Below are 17,203 nucleotides of genomic sequence, written 5' to 3'. Positions count from 1 at the left end.
ATTAAATGTCCTTCAATTATTTCCACTCCCTTGAATTTACAGAGAGTTATTAATGTTTCTCTTATGCTCGTTTTATATTGATTATATATTACTTTTCGTCTATACTTTGGAGTGAACACAATGTGGTATTTGCATACCCATTTTGTGTGAGCCAAATTATGAGCCTTATTGGCCATATTGATCACCTTCCTTTCTTTATAAGATAGCTTGAACATCTATATTATAAAGGGAAGGTGATTTTTTGTATAACATATATCGCTCACCCGCATAGCGGGTGGTTTATATTTCGCACGCTTCGCGAGCTCAACAGGGTCACGACCCATAAATAAAAAAGCCCCTATTTTAGGGGCTTTCAAGCGTTTTGTCATTATTCAAACTCAAGGATTTCATCCCTGTCTCTGGTTGCTTATCATTGCAAAATCGTTAATTATCGGGGATTTCTCCCCCTGTCTTATTTGTCATATTCGTGAGTTTCAAGTGAAAAGGTATCAAAAAGGTATCAAAATTCTAATCTTGTGATACCTGCTGATTCTTTCCTCTCCCTCAAGTAATTATATTCATTATACCAAATAATACACTATTATTCTATTTTCTTATTTTTTCCACTGTCAGATTTAGTAATTCTATATCATGTCAATCAGATCATATATGATTTCTCACAAACTTGAAGTCGCTTCTTTAATCTACATTTACAACTTTTCATCGTTCAAGCCAATCCCTTTTTCTGGTTCAAATACTTTATTTTTTTCCATCCAATAAATCTTTATTTTAACCATAATAATACACATGGCTGACACTCCAATAACTGGAAGGAACGATAAAAAACCTATTTCCAACTGTTCCAAAACCGTTATTCCAAAAAATTTCCACGCCAATAGCTCCCCATTTTCTAATGCATGCATTGCTGCTTCATCCGTATGATAATATAGTTTATAATCGCTAGCCGCCGGTAAGCCTTTCAAAGCCATACTAATAAGATATGTACCAATTGTAAAAAAAGTGGCAGCCATTCCAGATACTATTTCATTTACAAATAAAGCCACCTTGCTATTAGATATTAATGATAAAAATACCCATACAAATAGATATAATCCAACAAAAAGAGGCGTTAATATAGGATATTTGATTTGTCCCTGTATCATACACGCTAAAATAGCTGAAAAAAACAAATTATAAAAAAAACATATTTTTAACCATCTTCTCACAGAATGCTTCCAGCCAATAATATTTTCAATACTCGCCATCACCATTCCCAGTATAAATACAAGTTCTCCTATTACTACCAGTTTACCTACAATCAGTACATATCCTCCAATAATACTCAATATATAAACCCAAGATAATTTTGTTCTTTTCTTTGAATACCATTTTTCAAAACTTTCTAGAAACTCTTGTATTGAAATAATAGTATTAAAAAAGCAATCCACGTATCTCATATTTCACTTCCCTTTCTGTAAAGAAGCTGTTTTCTACCTCTATCACTCAATATCATCTCTAATATCCGTTTCAATCAGCCCTGTTACGAGTTCTTGTAGTTGCGCTGCATTTTTATTCGTAATAACAGAGTTGCCAGTACGCTTTTCCACGGCCTTCCTCGCTTCTCCCGCTGCTTCGCCGCCTTCAACTGCAACTATTCGGTTTTCTTCAAATGTTTCCGGTTGCTTTTGCTTTGATATTTCTGTAGTAGTAGCTTCAGCCAACATATTAAGAACAAGTTCGAGCGTTGACATATTATCACGAAGATTTTCTTTCTTTAACCCCTTAAAGTTCTTATACTCTCTTGTAGTCATGCCGGACCAAGCTTTTGATATTTCGTCTGTAAGAATTGCAAACTCTGCACCTTTCTTTACACCTCGGCTTTCCCATTCATCTGTAAGTTCTTTACGTACTTGAATAGCTTGTAAACGTTGATTAACCCACTCTCGGGAGTATCCTTTTTTAACATATGTTTCCAGAGCACGTTCTATAGTCAATTCCGGATCTATTACTTCTTCAATTCGCTCCCGCCCCACCTCTGCAAGCCAAAGTTTAAATGGTTCTGCTTTTTTTGACGGAATCGATTGGATTATGCGAAGCAACTGCTCAACATTTGCAACATCGGTATTATATTTTTTCCCGTCTTTTGGAGACCTCATTTTCAGTTGGTTACAATTTGTAACCAACTGATTCCCTTCTTCTCTAAGCCTGCTTTTCAAGACTTTCCAATAATTTCTAGCACTATCAAAATCCGACTGTTCTGTCAATGCTCCGACTACATCCACAATAGAAAAATACCATTCCTCATCTTCCTCTACCCATACTGTCCTTATTGGTTGATTTTCAAACAAGTTGACTTTATCATTTGTCATCATTATTTCCTCCAACTTTTACTATTGTCCATTTTTATTGTTTCAACGCTTCAATATACCCCAACAATCTTTCTTTTTGCGATTTCTTAAGGCTTTCCATTTCAATCAAAAGATCATACTCCTTTGTGCCTTTTGTAACCACTCGATAATCCAACTCCTCTACAGATTGAACCGTGTCCTGCAACAATTCGTATGGTGTTATATTTAACACTTTGCATATAATCATAATTTTATCTGCAGACGGATTCGTTTTTTTTCGTTTCCAATCACTAATAGTACTTTGCGCAATACCTGTAGCTTTCGAAAAATCTGTCTGCGCAATCTCACGTTCTTCCATTAGTTTAAAAATGCGTTCACTAATAGTCATTATTATCTCCCAAATCACTTTTTCGTATTAACATATACTTTTCGTATATACGAATTATATCCTTATAAACTAGTACTGTCAATAGAATTATTCGTTGCCATCACTTCTCTCCGCATCCAATCTTTCCGCCATGTTTTCCTGCACTCCCGGAAACATATGTGCATAATAGTATGTAACCCGCTCACTTTTATGCCCCACTCTTTTTGCTATTTCGAAGGCGCTGTATCCCATATGAATTAATAGCGAAACATGACTATGTCTTAAATCATGTAGGCGTATATCTTTTACTCCGGATATCTCAATTCCATTTTTCAGTTCTTTATATAATCTTTGTCTTGCATACGGAAACAACCTTTCACCATCATTTAATTGACCTACATATTCTTTCAATTGTTTGCATAAGGACACCGGAACAGTTACAGTTCTTATTCCATTTATCGTTTTTGGTTTTGTAATAACCTCTGCTCCATTGATTATCTGAAAAGATTTTGTAATTGATACTGTATGGTGTACAAAATCAAAATCCGATTCTGTCAACGCCAATACCTCTCCTGTTCAAAGCCCGCACCAATAAAGGATTTCCAATGCATAATAGTATTTATTATTATCCTTCATGCTTTCAATAAATCTTAAATACTCTTCCTTTGTCCAATAGTTCACTTCATTCGCTCGAACAATTCCTATTGGCCTGCCTTTTTAACCGGATTACCGTTTAAATCATAATATCGTACCGCATGGTTAAATATAGCACTCAGTTGCGATTGTATCGTCTTTAGATAAGTACCGGAAAGTTCATTTCCTTTTTTATTATGCATTTCAAGCAACCCGTTTTGCCATTTCAAAACATCCAAAGGCTTGATGCTGCTCATCGGCATGTCTTTGAAATAAGGAAGAATTTTATATTTAACCACATACTCCTTTGTCCGCCAGGTACTTTCCTTAATTCTAGGCCTTATGTCACTTTCATAATTCTTATAGAACTCGCCAAAAGATTTTGACATATCTTTTTTACAATGTTCCTTATACGATTTCTCCCATGCTAATGCATCTTCCTCGATTTTAAATCCCCTCTTCATTTTCTTTTTGGAATTATTTTAAAAATCCCTATAAGAAAAATTTGCATCCCATTTCTTTATTTTCTGATTAAAATATGCTGCCATAATTTATTTCTCCTTTGTAAAAGTATGTATCAGAAAACAAATATAACAGAAATGAAATTACTCATTTTACAACCTACAAACCACTAAGAACAATTCATCATTTTCGTATCACTTAAATATAAAAAGCCCGCAAGCCCTTTAAATACAAGGGTTTGCGGGTAATACTAGCTTTTAGTGGGTCTACTCAAGCTCTAGTCACGATACTTTATATTGGCTCTATATCGTACTATCGTGTCTAGATGTTGTGCTGGAATTCCACTCATTCTACGTAATTCTATTTTTTCTAAAAGTTTTTGCAACCAAATTGCAACCATGAGAGTGATATCAATTATTCACGATACCATTTTTCTGAAATTCTCGCGTTATCACTGTCCGTAGTCGGATTTGCTTGTTCAAATTTCGTTAAAGTGGGGAGATTAATTGCACTACCAAAAACCAATGCATTCCCCGTTTGCAGGTAAGTTAATCGCTCTATCATATTTTGATTTATATATGGTACCATTTTTGAAATATACTGTAAATCATCCGGATTTTGAACACGATGAACTATAAAATTGCTACATTGCGATACAACTGTCTTCGATAACTCACTTGGCCGTTGCGATGAAATTCCCAGTAACATTCCATATTTACGTCCTTCTTTTGCAATCCGTTCAAAAATGTTGTATCCAACTGCGCCATAATTAATTTCATTTTTCACAAATCGATGTGCTTCCTCAAAAATAAAATTAATAGGTGTATCTGCCTTCGTTTCACTTCTTTTCAAATAATCAAGCAAAAGCTTGGCTAAAACCTTTGTCACAACTTCAGCGGACGCATCATCTAATGTACTAATACCTATATCTACAATCTGGTTCTCACCCAATAACATATTTACATATTCATCAACGCTTTCGTACTCCGTTTTTGTTAATATTTGTCCCTGAATCCCCTCAGAAAGCGTTTGCAATCGTGTCATAAGAGTTGCTGTGTACTCTTGAATTCTTTGCGAACTAATGCTTCCTTCATATAATGTTGCAAACTCAACCGCCTCTCCAAAATCTTCTAAACTGTATGGTATCATTTTTTTAACAGAATTCTCAGTAATAATATCAGGTTTTATAAATCTCGCTAAAAACGATATCACCGTTTCTTCATCTGACAGATTACCATAATTAATTGCCACTGCTTGCCTTAGATTTTTAGAAGTCGACACAGGCGTGTCCATATTAAGATCCTCTGTGCCAAACTTAGTTATAATTGCCTTTAATTTGTCTGACTTTGACGGAGAAGAATCTGAGCTTTGTATAATCCCCAGCAATGTTGAAGCCAAAATATGATTCTTCAGTTCTTTGTTTGGTGTTTCTGTGTTATAAAAAATGCGTGCTATATCAATTGCTCTTTTTAATACTGGCATCTGCGTTTTTTCAGATGCATGCAGTAATGTAGCCCAGTCATCTGCTGTTAATGCCCATACCAGAATTGCAAACTTTTTCGTATCGTTCTCATCAGTTGTCATAAGAGAATGCCTTATTTGTGGGTTTACTTCTGTCAATTTAGAAAAAGCTTTATTATATTCTCCGTTTGAATCAATTATCACAAACTTTGCGCCTTTTGCAGAATAATTCTTCTTAACGAAAATATTCTGAATTATTCTTGCAATCGTATTTGATTTTCCAGCTCCAGTATTTCCAAATACTGCAAAGTGAAATCCAAAAAACTTATCTATGTTAACTTTAACATCATAATCAGAAAAAATAACTGATTTTCCTATATTCAGCAAAACACTACGAGTATTATTAGAATCTTCATTTATAGGCAGCTCTTCTTTTCCAACCTCCAACATTGTAACAAGCTCATTTTGCGAAATCATATAAACCGCAGAAAAAATCAACGGCATTTTTGATACACCAAAGAAAAATTTATCCTCTATAATTTCTCCAATTAAATTAAGATAAACCTATCTTTTACTATTAGGTTTGATTAATTCACCTGAATTAGTAGTTTGTGTTTTCTCATCTACGCCAACAATCTCCGCTATTATCGTTCTTCCTATTTCGTAAATGGAGACATATGAACCCACTTCTCCCACAAACAAAATACCATCTACTGTATTAATATAGTTTCCTAAATCTGAATTCACATCCGCTATTACACCATGTATACCAACAGATGTTATCTTTCCAATTTCACGGCTACTCATTCTTTTACACCTTCAAATGCTTTTATAATTTCAGAAACCGCCGGCAAGTCAATTTGTTCCTTTACATCCTCTTGGAGGTTCGGCATTGCTTTTTCAACAAAGTTTTTAAAGTAATGAATATGATCATCCGAATTTATCACTATGATTCTTGAGTCATTTAATTCTGTTAATCGAGTTATAGCTTCGCTCTTTCCAAAAATCACAAGCTTAAAAGTAGGTATCGCCAATGAATTTAAAATCAATCTATTTATATGATCATCAGCAAAACTATATCCCAAGGTAATCAATACGCTGTTTTTCTTAAGCAGTGCTGTCTCCATTGCTCTAAATAAATCTGAATATGGAGTCATCAAAGTCGTTCTATCCTTCAATGGTGTTGGATAAATCATAACCGTATCGTCATTTCCAATATGCTTATAATCAATCTCATTTATAGTATTGCCATTTTTAATCCATGAAATCGAGCCATGTAGCTTATATAAATTATAAAAATTCGGAACTCTCTCCCACACATTCTTTGACAAATTCATATCTTCTACATATGCATATTTGTAACTAGCTGGATTAAAAGTCCTTTTATAAGTTCCGACAAACCCATTATTATACGGAAAAGAAAGCGCATCTAATGCTTGCTCATTATACAAATCATAATTCGTAGTAAATATATTAATAGGATTCTTTCTTCCACGTGCAACAGTTTTCATGTAAAAAGTATGATAAAAATTCAACACCTCTTCACCATGTAGTCCATCAATTACCCTTTGCCTAATATACTTTTGAACAGTGGCTATCTTATCAGCAATATCTGAATCAATTATACTAATCTCTCCAGCCACAGAAATAGCCCCCATTACTTCTAACATTTTTTCTAGATTTTCCGCGAACAGAGGCTCAGCCTTATTTCCTGCAATTTTAAAATCCGGATATTTTTCAAAAAAGCCTTTATATAAATTAATCATACCCGGAATACCATATTCCGTATCATCTTCAACATGGCTAGAACAGCCTGCTCCTATTAAAAAATTCAAATTATCAATTTGAAGAAACTGAGCCATTTCATTTTTCAAGTATTCTTCATCTATCTTTGTTTCATGCTTACCCTTGAAATAAGAAATATTCTTATCAACCGCCACCATTAACTCCTCCATTTTTCATATTTCTATATCACTGCATCCAGGCACTCTGATACCTTATTTGCCACATACCAAAACATCACCGGCGGAATAGCATTTCCTAAAGCCCTATACTGAGCTGACTCACTTCCGGATAAAGAAAAGTTTTCGGGGAATGATTGAATACGCGCCACCTCTCTTGGCGTAAATCTTCTATATCTTCCTTCCGTAAAAAGAACAGGATCTGTGCTATTAAGAGAAACCTTGGAATCAACTCCCACGAAGAATACGAAGTAGCATTTAACAGGCTTAATGAAATAATGAGCGAATACTTTTAAATGCAAAAAGGCGTACCGCAGTCACCCTAACCGGAATAAAGATACATTATCATGGCCGATCTCTCAAAAAATTTCCAAATACTGGTGTTACTCTTCCCTTCATAAGCTATGGGGAACATCTCTATCTATAATGTTAGTATAAATGGAATTATACTTTCCGTTTCTGGACAAAAATAAGGGATATCACAGTTACACCTTAATGTGTAACAATGATATCCCTTAAATTATGTATTATCCTTCAATAGCTATATACTGTTTTTCTGGAAGTTTCTCTGCTTCATTCTTAGGAATTGATAATTTCAAAACTCCATCTTCGAACTTAGCCTTTACATCTTCCTGCTTAACTGCATCTCCTACATAAAAACTTCTCTGCATAGCACCTGCATAACGTTCCTGACGGATAAGTTTTCCCTTCTTATCCTTTTCTTCCTTATCAAGTCCCTTAGCAGCGCTTACTGACAAGTAACCATTTTCAAGTGATAACTTAATCTCGTCCTTCTTAAATCCTGGAAGATCAATATCAAGCTCATACTTATCATCATGCTCATGCACATCAGTCTTCATAACCTGTGCAGCTCTCTTTCCATAGAGTTTTCGGTCGATATCTCCGAAATCCATCCTTGGAAAATCCATCCAGTCATCCAATAAATTCTCTCCAAAAATACTAGGTAGTAACATAATTCATTCCTCTTTCTCAATAAAAATATAATTAAATAAGTTTCATGAGCAAGGGAAGGAGTGTTTGGATCCTTACCCGGAATCTTCTCTATTCCTTTGTTCTAACTATGTTATAGCACTAATTGTTAGCACTGTCAAGAGGTGAGTGCTAATTATTTTTCCACTGCTTATATTAATAATTGCTGCTAAACATACCTTTTCAAAAAATATACTATCTTAATTATTGATAGTACACTAAAAATACTATACCACTATCCATTTTGTTAAATTTAATATTTTTATTTTGATTACACTTGTCAGCTCGACTCCGCTTCGCTTTATCTCGCTGTCATCTGACCACCAGAAACCTGTGGAGCTCGAATAAAAACTAATAGCCGACTTCGTCGGTCCCATAAATAAAAACAAAGGACGCCTTGAGTGTAAACACTCATTCGTCCTTTGTTTTTATTTATTGTGCTACGCACATCTATTAATTTTTATTCAAACTCTATGTTATCATCAGTATCTTGTGTTTCCCTATTTTCTCAAGTAGCACATATAGTGTATTTTTTCTAATAATTCTTATTAATTTTTTGACTTTTCAGATTTTTGCAACGATTCTGCAACGGTCATACATATCTTTTTTCACTTTATTTTTTCCATGTATTACACCACATATAATTTTTCTTTTTCTCTCTAAGCTTCTGAAATTTTATTCTATGTTCTACCAATGAATCTTTATTTGCTCCTCCTGCAAATTCAATATCATTATTTTGAACTTCATCATCTTCCCAACCGCAAACTAAACATATATCATGAACATCTTCTATAGTTCCTTCATTACAACATGCACAAATATGCGGATACTCTTTATATTCCATGTTTGTATTTTTGCTCATTCCAATATCCCTCCCCTCTATCAGGTATAAAATATGTAATTACTGTCCCATCAGATTTTACTATTACAAATTCCCCAGTTTCATAACTAAATTTATAAGTACTTCCATTTTCATCAACAAAACTATCATGAGTTACATTATTCACATCATTCGCAAAATCAATAGCCATTTGTTCATAATCAGATGCTGAATCTGCTCCTACTTCTTCACCATGATCATTATAATGCTTCATTAATGTACTTTGATTAAATCTTTTCGCATATGGGTAATTAATATGTTCAGAAGGTTGTTTTGCTGAATTACCGTATAAATTACTTGGTCCTTTAGATGATTCACAGTACATACCTAACACACCTCCTTCTTACCACATTCTGGTATAGCTTCACATTGAACAAAAGAGTATTTATCCTTAAACTCACCAAAGACATCATCTGGCATTGCTCCATAAACCACAACTACTTTAGGCATCAAAATAGGGAGCATTTCTCTAAGAAAATATCTAAATCGTTCCTTTTCTTTTTTTGTCTTTACACATCCATAAGACCCTATTGCTATTACAGAATTTCGTGGTATCGCAGATAAAAAATCATCTCTTGTAGACTCTATTCCATATCTTATATTAGGAATCACTTTAATATTTCTCATTCCATAATAAAAAGTCAATGACAAATTATCATTCATCTGTGATTTTTGTTTTACCGCAGGCATATCATAATATATACTATAATCAAACCCTATTATTCCTTTTGCCCTTCTAAATAATTTTATATATTTCCTAGGATTATTTAAAACAACAGAAAAAACATCATCTTGACAAAAGAAACATATATAATAATCTTCAATATTATTTTTATAATTTTTCCATTCAGAGAAAGGAATAATCTTTATATCATCTACTTCTTTAGGAATCATCCAACTAGGAATTATAGGATAACCTTCCTGTAAAGTTCTTTCGCACCCCTCTGTTAAGTACGCTCTAAAATTATCTTTAACCTTTTTTTCTTTTTTAGAAGACTCTGATATAAATCTTAACTGTCCTGAAATAATATTTGAATTCATAAAAACCTCCATTCTTTAAATATTTAAATAAAATACATAAATCCAAACCTTTCTAGTTAATATAAATATTATTAATCTCCGAGGAATTTTATGAATACATATAAAATCCGAAGATATACAATACAAAATCATAACTTTCAGTATTGACACTTATCTCCAAATTCTTATATAATATTAATGCAATTTCGAATTAAAAATTCGGAGATAGGCACTAAATGTGATTGTTGCAGCAACCAATTTAGTGCTTTTTCTATATATATATTACTAGCTACGTAAATTATTAACTTCTACCAATATTGGCTCTATTTGCTCTATCAACTTTACTTCATAATCAAATATTGTATTTCCATATATTTTCTTTCTATTTTTTATATTACTTTCAACATTATGCGCCACAAAATTTGATACATTACAAAAGGATATAATTTTTTCAGGGACTGTTATATCCTTAAGTATCAAATATGGAATAGGACACATAAAAAATCTTGCAAAGAAATCAGCCAAGTCATCCTCACTATCATCTTCATCATCAAAAACATAATGTTTTATTTCATGAAATATCGTAAATCGAATTTTCCCAACACTAGAAATCTCATCGTTATAATAAATCGTAGGTGGTCTTCCCTTTGATGCTTTTACAAAAAAACCATTTTCTGATTTTTTCAAAAAAATTTTCTTTTCATTTTTTTCAAATGCAGAATATGGAACCAATGCTACTCCCAGTTTCTTACAAACTACTTTTTCATCAATAGGAAATTCTTTAATATCATAATCAATATAAATTTCAATTATAACTTTAGTTATTTCATCATAAATAATTCCTTCTCTATGCATCAATATCGCTCCCCAATATCAAAGCAATTAGTTTGTTTTTTTCTTCAGCGGTTAATTCTCCACCCTTTCGAGCAATGGCCGTAGATATTGTTGTATAGGCTGATTCTAAATGTTCTCCCTCATCAAGTAAATAATCTATATCTACATCCAAGGCTTTCGCCACATTTACAACAATATCCATTCTTGGACGACGCTCACTATGCAAATGTCTAGATATTGAACTTTCAGTAATCCCACTTAACTCAGCTAATTGTTTTTGATTTATATTGCGTTGTTTCATTAATTCTAAGACTTTTTCTTTCCATGACATAATAATCCTCCTGTATATACTTCCATTAAATATAACTACATCATTATTATAGATTGCATTTTTGCAATTGTCAAGTGCAGTTGTGATATTTATTCTATTATTTTTTATAAAATAAAAAAAATACAAACAACCATTAAGATTATTTGTATTTTTTTACTACTGTATAAAATTAATATAATATATGAACAAATCTATTATTCAAACTCAATCGTTCCAGGTGGTTTACTTGTCAAGTCAAACATTACTCTATTAACACCTTTCACTTCATTGATTATTCTATTCATTACTTTCTGTAATACTTCCCATGGTATCTGGGCACTTTCGGCTGTCATGAAGTCGATTGTCTGCACTGCACGAAGTGCTACAGCATAATCGTATGTTCTTTCATCACCCATTACGCCTACTGAGCGCATATTTGTTAATGCTGCAAAGTACTGGTCTGGTTTCCATGGTGCATCCGCTCCATTATTTGCTTCTGCATATTCTTTAAGTGCATTTCCTACTTCTTCTCTATAGATAAAGTCTGCATCCTGTACGATTTTTACTTTTTCGCCTGTTACTTCACCGATTATTCTGATTCCAAGACCTGGGCCTGGGAATGGCTGACGGAATACTAGGTATTCTGGTAATCCAAGTTCAAGACCAACTTTTCTTACTTCGTCTTTGAAAAGATCACGAAGTGGTTCGATAATTTCTTTAAAATCAACGTAATCTGGAAGTCCACCTACATTGTGATGTGACTTGATTACGGCTGATTCGCCGCCGAGTCCGCTTTCTACTACGTCTGGATATATTGTTCCCTGTACTAAGAAATCAACCTTACCTATCTTCTTTGCTTCTTCTTCAAATACTCTAATGAATTCCTCACCGATTATCTTACGTTTCTTCTCAGGTTCTTCTACGCCTTTTAACTTATCATAATATCTATCCTGAGCATTAACTCTTATAAAATTAAGGTCATAATTTCCATTAGGTCCAAATATATTCTCTACTTCATCGCCTTCATTCTTACGTAAAAGACCATGATCTACGAATACACATGTAAGCTGTTTGCCAATTGCTTTTGATAAAAGTACTGCTGCAACTGATGAATCTACACCACCAGAAAGAGCAAGTAACACTTTACCATCACCAACTTTTTCACGTATAAGATTAATCTGTTCATTAGCAAATGAATCCATCTTCCAATCGCCTTTACAACCACAAATCTTATATACGAAATTTGCTAAGATATCCTTACCTCTTACTGTATGTAACACTTCAGGATGGAACTGTATTGCATATAATTTACGAGACTCATCACTAGCTGCTGCGACTGGACAATCCTTTGTATGAGCAATGATTTTAAATCCAGGTGCTTCCTTACTGATATAATCAAAATGACTCATCCATACAACTGATTCTTCTTCAATACCATCAAATAATATGCTTGTATTATCAAAGAATGTAGCAGTTTTGCCATACTCACGTACTGGTGCTTTTTCAACCTTACCGCCAAGGATAAGCTGCATCATCTGCGCACCATAACATAATCCAAGTACTGGAATTCCAAGTTCAAATAATTCCTTTGTATATGTTGGAGCACCATCTTCATAACAACTATTAGGTCCACCAGTAAGAATAATTCCCTTAGGATTAAGTGCCTTAATCTGCTCTATGTCAGTCTTATAAGAATAAATCTCACAATATACGTTATTCTCTCTGACTCTTCTAGCAACGAGCTGATTATATTGACCACCAAAATCAATAACTATAACAAGTTCTCGTTTCATACATGCCTCCTGAAACATAATTTCTATATTTTTAAAAAATAATTATAACACAAATTACTTCTATTGCAACCCTCATTACATATATACACTTCCGCTATATGCCATTTAAAACAAACTATCCTTCATTTCCCATTATCTTTCCAACCATTCCAATAACTGGCCCTAAGAATATGGTCATAAGAATAACGCCAATAACTGGTATTGAACCAAACAGTATGCCCATTAAGATTGCACATGCATCCCAGCACATTCTTACTCCAACTTTATGAGAATTACCTGTTTTTTCCTCGATAGCATTTGCTATGATTATCGGCATTGCGTCATAAGGTGCAACTCCCGTATCTGAATTTATATAAACTGCCGCGCTTACTATAAAGCAAAAAAGTGCAACAATATAAATAATCCATCTACTTACCGGATTTGTCCATGCAGCCTTAGGAATAATCTTATTCCAGACATACATAAAGAAATCCACGTAATATCCTATTAAAACCATGTTAAATATGGTTCCAAATCCAATTAAGTCCTTTGCCTTTCTATACACAATTATGAATAATATGCAGTTAAGCAAAAGCTGCCAATTTCCAAAACTCATGCCAATCCTTGAGCATATTGACCTATTCATAAATGTACATGGGTCCGTACCTAAATTGCACATAACAATAATCGATACGAAAAATCCCATAACAAATACTGCAGCAAATACCATTGGTATTCTTTCTTTGTTCTTAAACATCCTTTTTCTTTCTTTCCAAAAATTTTCTTAAACTATCTCTGACCTTTTACCTTGGTCATAAGGTTAAGTGCATCTATAACCTGTTGTTTTCCATATACAAGGAATATCTGATCGCATACCCATTGATATATCTCTAATTCTTCCTCATCAAGTTCTACACCTTCGTTAAGATAATATACTACCTCAACCTGACCGCCCATACCTACATTATAGCTATAACTTAGTTCCTTGCCACAGTTTCTACCTGAATCGTAAATATCTCTTACTATTGGCCTACCAGGTCCCATATGACTTCCTTCTGGGAATTCCATTCTAAGACTATTCTTAGCAAATCCCATATCCATAGCTAACTCTGCATAATCCGAAGGTATAGGATATGTAAGTGCCGCATCGTGCGTATACTTATATATGAATTTGCTAATATCTTTATACACCTTATTCTTATCCATTTTTCTTTCACCTCAGTCTTAAACAATAACCAAAAATCTAACCAATACAATTTTATCATACTAATTTTATTGAGAAAGCCATTTCTTAAGATATTCTCCTGTATGGCTTTTTTCAACTTTACAAATCTCCTCAGGTGTTCCTTTAGCGATAACCTTACCACCCTTATCTCCACCTTCAGGACCCATATCGATTATATAGTCAGCACACTTTATAACATCCATGTTATGCTCAATTACAACAACTGTATTTCCACTTTCAGAAAGTTTTCTAAGAATCTCAACAAGCTTATGAACATCAGCGAAATGAAGTCCCGTTGTAGGTTCATCAAGGATGTAAATTGTCTTACCTGTTGCTCTCTTACTAAGTTCTGCTGCAAGTTTAATACGCTGTGCCTCACCACCACTAAGTGTTGTTGATGGCTGACCTAGTTTAAGATATGATAATCCAACATCATTAAGTGTCTTAATCTTATTAAAGATTGATGGAACATTTTTAAATACTTCCATCGCTTCTTCAACAGTCATATTTAAAACATCATAAATATTATAACCTTTATACTTAACCTCTAATGTTTCTCTATTATATCTCTTACCTTCACATACTTCACAAGGTACATATACATCTGGCAGAAAATGCATTTCAATAACTTTAATTCCATCACCAGAACAAGCTTCGCATCGTCCACCCTTAACATTAAAGCTAAATCTTCCTTTTTTGTAGCCTCTTTCTTTTGCATCAGATGTTGCAGCGTATAAATCTCTAATCTGATCAAACACTCCAATATATGTTGCAGGATTTGAACGAGGAGTTCTACCAATAGGTGACTGATCAATATCAATTACTTTATCAAGAACTTCAACACCTTCAATGCCATCGTGATCTCCAGCTACTGTTCTTGCCCTATTAAGAGTCTTTGCAAGTGACTTATAAAGTATTTCATTAATAAGCGAACTCTTACCAGAACCTGATACACCAGTAACGCAGGTGAATATGCCTGTAGGAATTTCAACATCTATGTTCTTAAGATTGTTTTCTCTTGCTCCAACAATCTTAATGAATCCTGTAGGCTTTCTTCTTTCATCAGGAACAGGAATTACTTTCTTACCTGAAAGATATGCACCAGTTACTGATCTTTTACACTTCATAATGTCATCAACAGTTCCTGTTGCAACAATCTCTCCACCATGAACTCCGGCAAGTGGACCTACATCAACGATAAAGTCCGCTGCTCTCATGGTATCTTCATCATGCTCTACAACAATTAATGTATTACCAATTTCCTTAAGTGACTTAAGAGCTGATAAAAGCTTATCGTTGTCCCTTTGATGAAGACCAATACTTGGTTCATCCAATATGTATGCAACACCAACAAGACCCGAACCTATCTGAGTTGCAAGTCTGATACGCTGCGCCTCACCACCACTGAGTGTAGCAGTATGTCTTGTTAATGTTAAGTAATCAAGACCAACATCAATCATAAATGCAAGTCTTGCATTAATTTCTTTTAATATTTCTTCAGCAATAGTCTGCTTTACTGGTGATAATTCAAGATTAGCTAAGAACTTCTTTATCTTTCTAATGGGCATGTTAGTTGCCTCGTGAATGTTCTTATCACCAATTGTAACAGCAAGTGATTCCTTCTTAAGTCTCTGACCACCACATTCCTCACATGGTGTAATTCTCATATATGATTCATATTCAGCCTTCTGATTCTGTGAAGGAGTTTCACGGTATCTCTTCTGAACATTCTTAATAAGACCTTCAAACTCAAATCTGTACTTACTCTTACCATATTTACCTTCATATACAACATCGAATTCTTCACCGTTAGTACCGTGAATAATCTTATGCTTAATGTCATCTGGTAAATCCTTAAAAGGAGTATCTAAACTAAAGTTATACTTCTTTGAAAGACCTTCTAATACTGAATGAGAAAAACTTCCCTTGTCTTTAGAGTTAAGCCATCCCATAACAGAGATTGCACCTTCATTAAGACTTAAGTTTTCATTAGGTATCATAAGCTTAACATCAAAGTCCATCTTGTATCCGAGACCAGAACACACAGGACAGGCTCCGAATGGATTATTGAATGAAAAGCTTCTAGGCTGTACTTCACCAATACTTATATTACAGTCAGGACATGCGAAGTTTTCAGAGAATACCATTAGATTACTTAGTTGCTTTTTGCTACTATCTGATTCTTCATCATATAAATCTTCATGTGCTTTTCTCTCACCCATTACTTCAACATAGCATAATCCTTCTGCTATTTTAAGTGATGTTTCTATTGAATCTGTAAGTCTCTTTTCGATTCCTTCTCTAACAACTAATCTATCAATTACAATTTCAATATTATGCTTATTATTCTTTTCAAGTGCGATTTCTTCAGAAAGGTCATAAACTTCACCATCTATTCTTGCACGTACAAAACCCTGCTTTACAGCTGATTCTAATACTTTTTCATGTCTACCCTTCTTACCTCTAACAACAGGTGCAAGAATCATAATCTTTGTAGACTCTTCAAGTTTCATGATGCTATCAACCATCTGGTCAACTGTCTGCTTACTAATTTCCTTACCACAGTTTGGGCAGTGCACTGTACCAATTCGTGCATATAACAATCTAAAGTGATCATAGATTTCTGTAACTGTACCAACTGTAGAACGTGGATTTCTATTAGTTGATTTCTGGTCAATTGAGATGGCAGGAGAAAGACCTTCTATGCTTTCAACATTTGCTTTTTCCATACGTCCTAAGAACTGTCTTGCATATGAAGAGAGTGACTCCATATATCTTCTCTGACCTTCTGCATATATTGTATCGAATGCAAGAGATGACTTACCCGAGCCAGAAAGACCCGTAAATACTACAAACTCATCCCTTGGAATTTTTAAATTAACATTCTTTAAATTGTGCTCCTTAGCACCCTTTATAATAATATACTTTTTATCTTCTTTTTTTCGTGCCATAATTAACCTA

The 17,203-nt window shown here is 33.9% G+C and carries 20 protein-coding genes; all 20 read right to left on the bottom strand.

Going from position 1 to position 17,203, the window contains the following annotated elements:
* A partial coding sequence (locus B5D16_RS09055) for a transposase (protein WP_200803969.1) occupies positions 1 to 176 on the bottom strand: 176 nt, incomplete at its 3' end.
* Between the two features lie 513 nt (positions 177 to 689).
* A complete protein-coding gene (locus tag B5D16_RS09050) occupies positions 690 to 1,436 on the bottom strand; it encodes a hypothetical protein (protein WP_078766662.1) in 747 nt (248 codons plus the stop codon).
* A 42-nt stretch (positions 1,437 to 1,478) separates the two neighbouring features.
* Positions 1,479 to 2,351, bottom strand: coding sequence for a BRO-N domain-containing protein (locus B5D16_RS09045; protein ID WP_341465208.1), 873 nt, complete (start codon positions 2,349 to 2,351; stop codon positions 1,479 to 1,481).
* Between the two features lie 31 nt (positions 2,352 to 2,382).
* The gene (locus tag B5D16_RS09040) at positions 2,383 to 2,715 is read right to left on the bottom strand and encodes a helix-turn-helix domain-containing protein (RefSeq protein ID WP_078766661.1); all 333 of its coding nucleotides are present in this window, start codon (positions 2,713 to 2,715) and stop codon (positions 2,383 to 2,385) included.
* Positions 2,716 to 2,802: 87 nt separating this feature from the next.
* A complete protein-coding gene (locus B5D16_RS09035; RefSeq protein ID WP_078766660.1) occupies positions 2,803 to 3,258 on the bottom strand; it encodes a site-specific integrase in 456 nt (151 codons plus the stop codon).
* Positions 3,259 to 3,395: 137 nt separating this feature from the next.
* Complete coding sequence (locus tag B5D16_RS09030; protein ID WP_078766659.1) at positions 3,396 to 3,791, bottom strand: N-terminal phage integrase SAM-like domain-containing protein; 396 nt, start codon at positions 3,789 to 3,791, stop codon at positions 3,396 to 3,398.
* 412 nt (positions 3,792 to 4,203) lie between these two features.
* Entirely contained in the window at positions 4,204 to 5,754 is a 1,551-nt protein-coding gene (locus B5D16_RS09025; protein WP_242943029.1) for an ATP-binding protein, read from the bottom strand.
* A 60-nt stretch (positions 5,755 to 5,814) separates the two neighbouring features.
* Positions 5,815 to 6,057 (bottom strand): hypothetical protein, encoded by a 243-nt coding sequence (locus tag B5D16_RS12680; protein ID WP_242943028.1) that lies wholly within the window; start codon positions 6,055 to 6,057, stop codon positions 5,815 to 5,817.
* Complete coding sequence (locus B5D16_RS09020; RefSeq protein WP_078766658.1) at positions 6,054 to 7,193, bottom strand: SIR2 family protein; 1,140 nt, start codon at positions 7,191 to 7,193, stop codon at positions 6,054 to 6,056. Before B5D16_RS09020 ends, B5D16_RS12680 begins: the two co-directional genes overlap by 4 nt.
* A 23-nt stretch (positions 7,194 to 7,216) precedes the next feature.
* Positions 7,217 to 7,450: a DNA cytosine methyltransferase gene (locus tag B5D16_RS12735; protein WP_278286385.1), complete on the bottom strand. Its 234-nt coding sequence runs from the start codon at positions 7,448 to 7,450 to the stop codon at positions 7,217 to 7,219.
* Between the two features lie 288 nt (positions 7,451 to 7,738).
* On the bottom strand, positions 7,739 to 8,185 hold the full coding sequence (locus B5D16_RS09010) for an Hsp20/alpha crystallin family protein (RefSeq protein WP_034234202.1): 447 nt from the start codon (positions 8,183 to 8,185) through the stop codon (positions 7,739 to 7,741).
* Positions 8,186 to 8,814: 629 nt separating this feature from the next.
* On the bottom strand, positions 8,815 to 9,063 hold the full coding sequence (locus B5D16_RS09005) for a CPCC family cysteine-rich protein (protein WP_242943026.1): 249 nt from the start codon (positions 9,061 to 9,063) through the stop codon (positions 8,815 to 8,817).
* Entirely contained in the window at positions 9,035 to 9,406 is a 372-nt protein-coding gene (locus B5D16_RS09000; protein WP_078766657.1) for a hypothetical protein, read from the bottom strand. The genes B5D16_RS09005 and B5D16_RS09000 overlap by 29 nt, the downstream gene beginning before the upstream one ends.
* 2 nt (positions 9,407 to 9,408) lie before the next feature.
* Positions 9,409 to 10,122, bottom strand: a complete 714-nt coding sequence (locus tag B5D16_RS08995) for a DUF4417 domain-containing protein (protein ID WP_159444355.1) — start codon at positions 10,120 to 10,122, stop codon at positions 9,409 to 9,411.
* 264 nt (positions 10,123 to 10,386) lie between these two features.
* Entirely contained in the window at positions 10,387 to 10,956 is a 570-nt protein-coding gene (locus B5D16_RS08990) for an ImmA/IrrE family metallo-endopeptidase (RefSeq protein WP_078766655.1), read from the bottom strand.
* Positions 10,949 to 11,266: a helix-turn-helix domain-containing protein gene (locus B5D16_RS08985; RefSeq protein WP_078766654.1), complete on the bottom strand. Its 318-nt coding sequence runs from the start codon at positions 11,264 to 11,266 to the stop codon at positions 10,949 to 10,951. The genes B5D16_RS08990 and B5D16_RS08985 overlap by 8 nt, the downstream gene beginning before the upstream one ends.
* 194 nt (positions 11,267 to 11,460) lie before the next feature.
* On the bottom strand, positions 11,461 to 13,038 hold the full coding sequence (guaA, locus tag B5D16_RS08980; protein WP_078766653.1) for a glutamine-hydrolyzing GMP synthase: 1,578 nt from the start codon (positions 13,036 to 13,038) through the stop codon (positions 11,461 to 11,463).
* 115 nt (positions 13,039 to 13,153) lie between these two features.
* Entirely contained in the window at positions 13,154 to 13,774 is a 621-nt protein-coding gene (locus B5D16_RS08975; RefSeq protein WP_078766652.1) for a YczE/YyaS/YitT family protein, read from the bottom strand.
* Between the two features lie 32 nt (positions 13,775 to 13,806).
* Complete coding sequence (locus tag B5D16_RS08970) at positions 13,807 to 14,223, bottom strand: hypothetical protein (RefSeq protein ID WP_078766651.1); 417 nt, start codon at positions 14,221 to 14,223, stop codon at positions 13,807 to 13,809.
* A 66-nt stretch (positions 14,224 to 14,289) separates the two neighbouring features.
* Positions 14,290 to 17,193 (bottom strand): excinuclease ABC subunit UvrA, encoded by a 2,904-nt coding sequence (gene uvrA, locus B5D16_RS08965; protein WP_078766650.1) that lies wholly within the window; start codon positions 17,191 to 17,193, stop codon positions 14,290 to 14,292.
* Positions 17,194 to 17,203 lie beyond the last annotated feature (10 nt).

Source organism: Eubacterium uniforme (assembly GCF_900167115.1).
Taxonomy (GTDB): Bacteria; Bacillota; Clostridia; order Lachnospirales; family Lachnospiraceae; genus Eubacterium_S; species Eubacterium_S uniforme.
The sequence above is the reverse complement of the archived record's forward strand: the minus strand, read 5'-3'. Positions and strand labels throughout refer to the sequence as shown.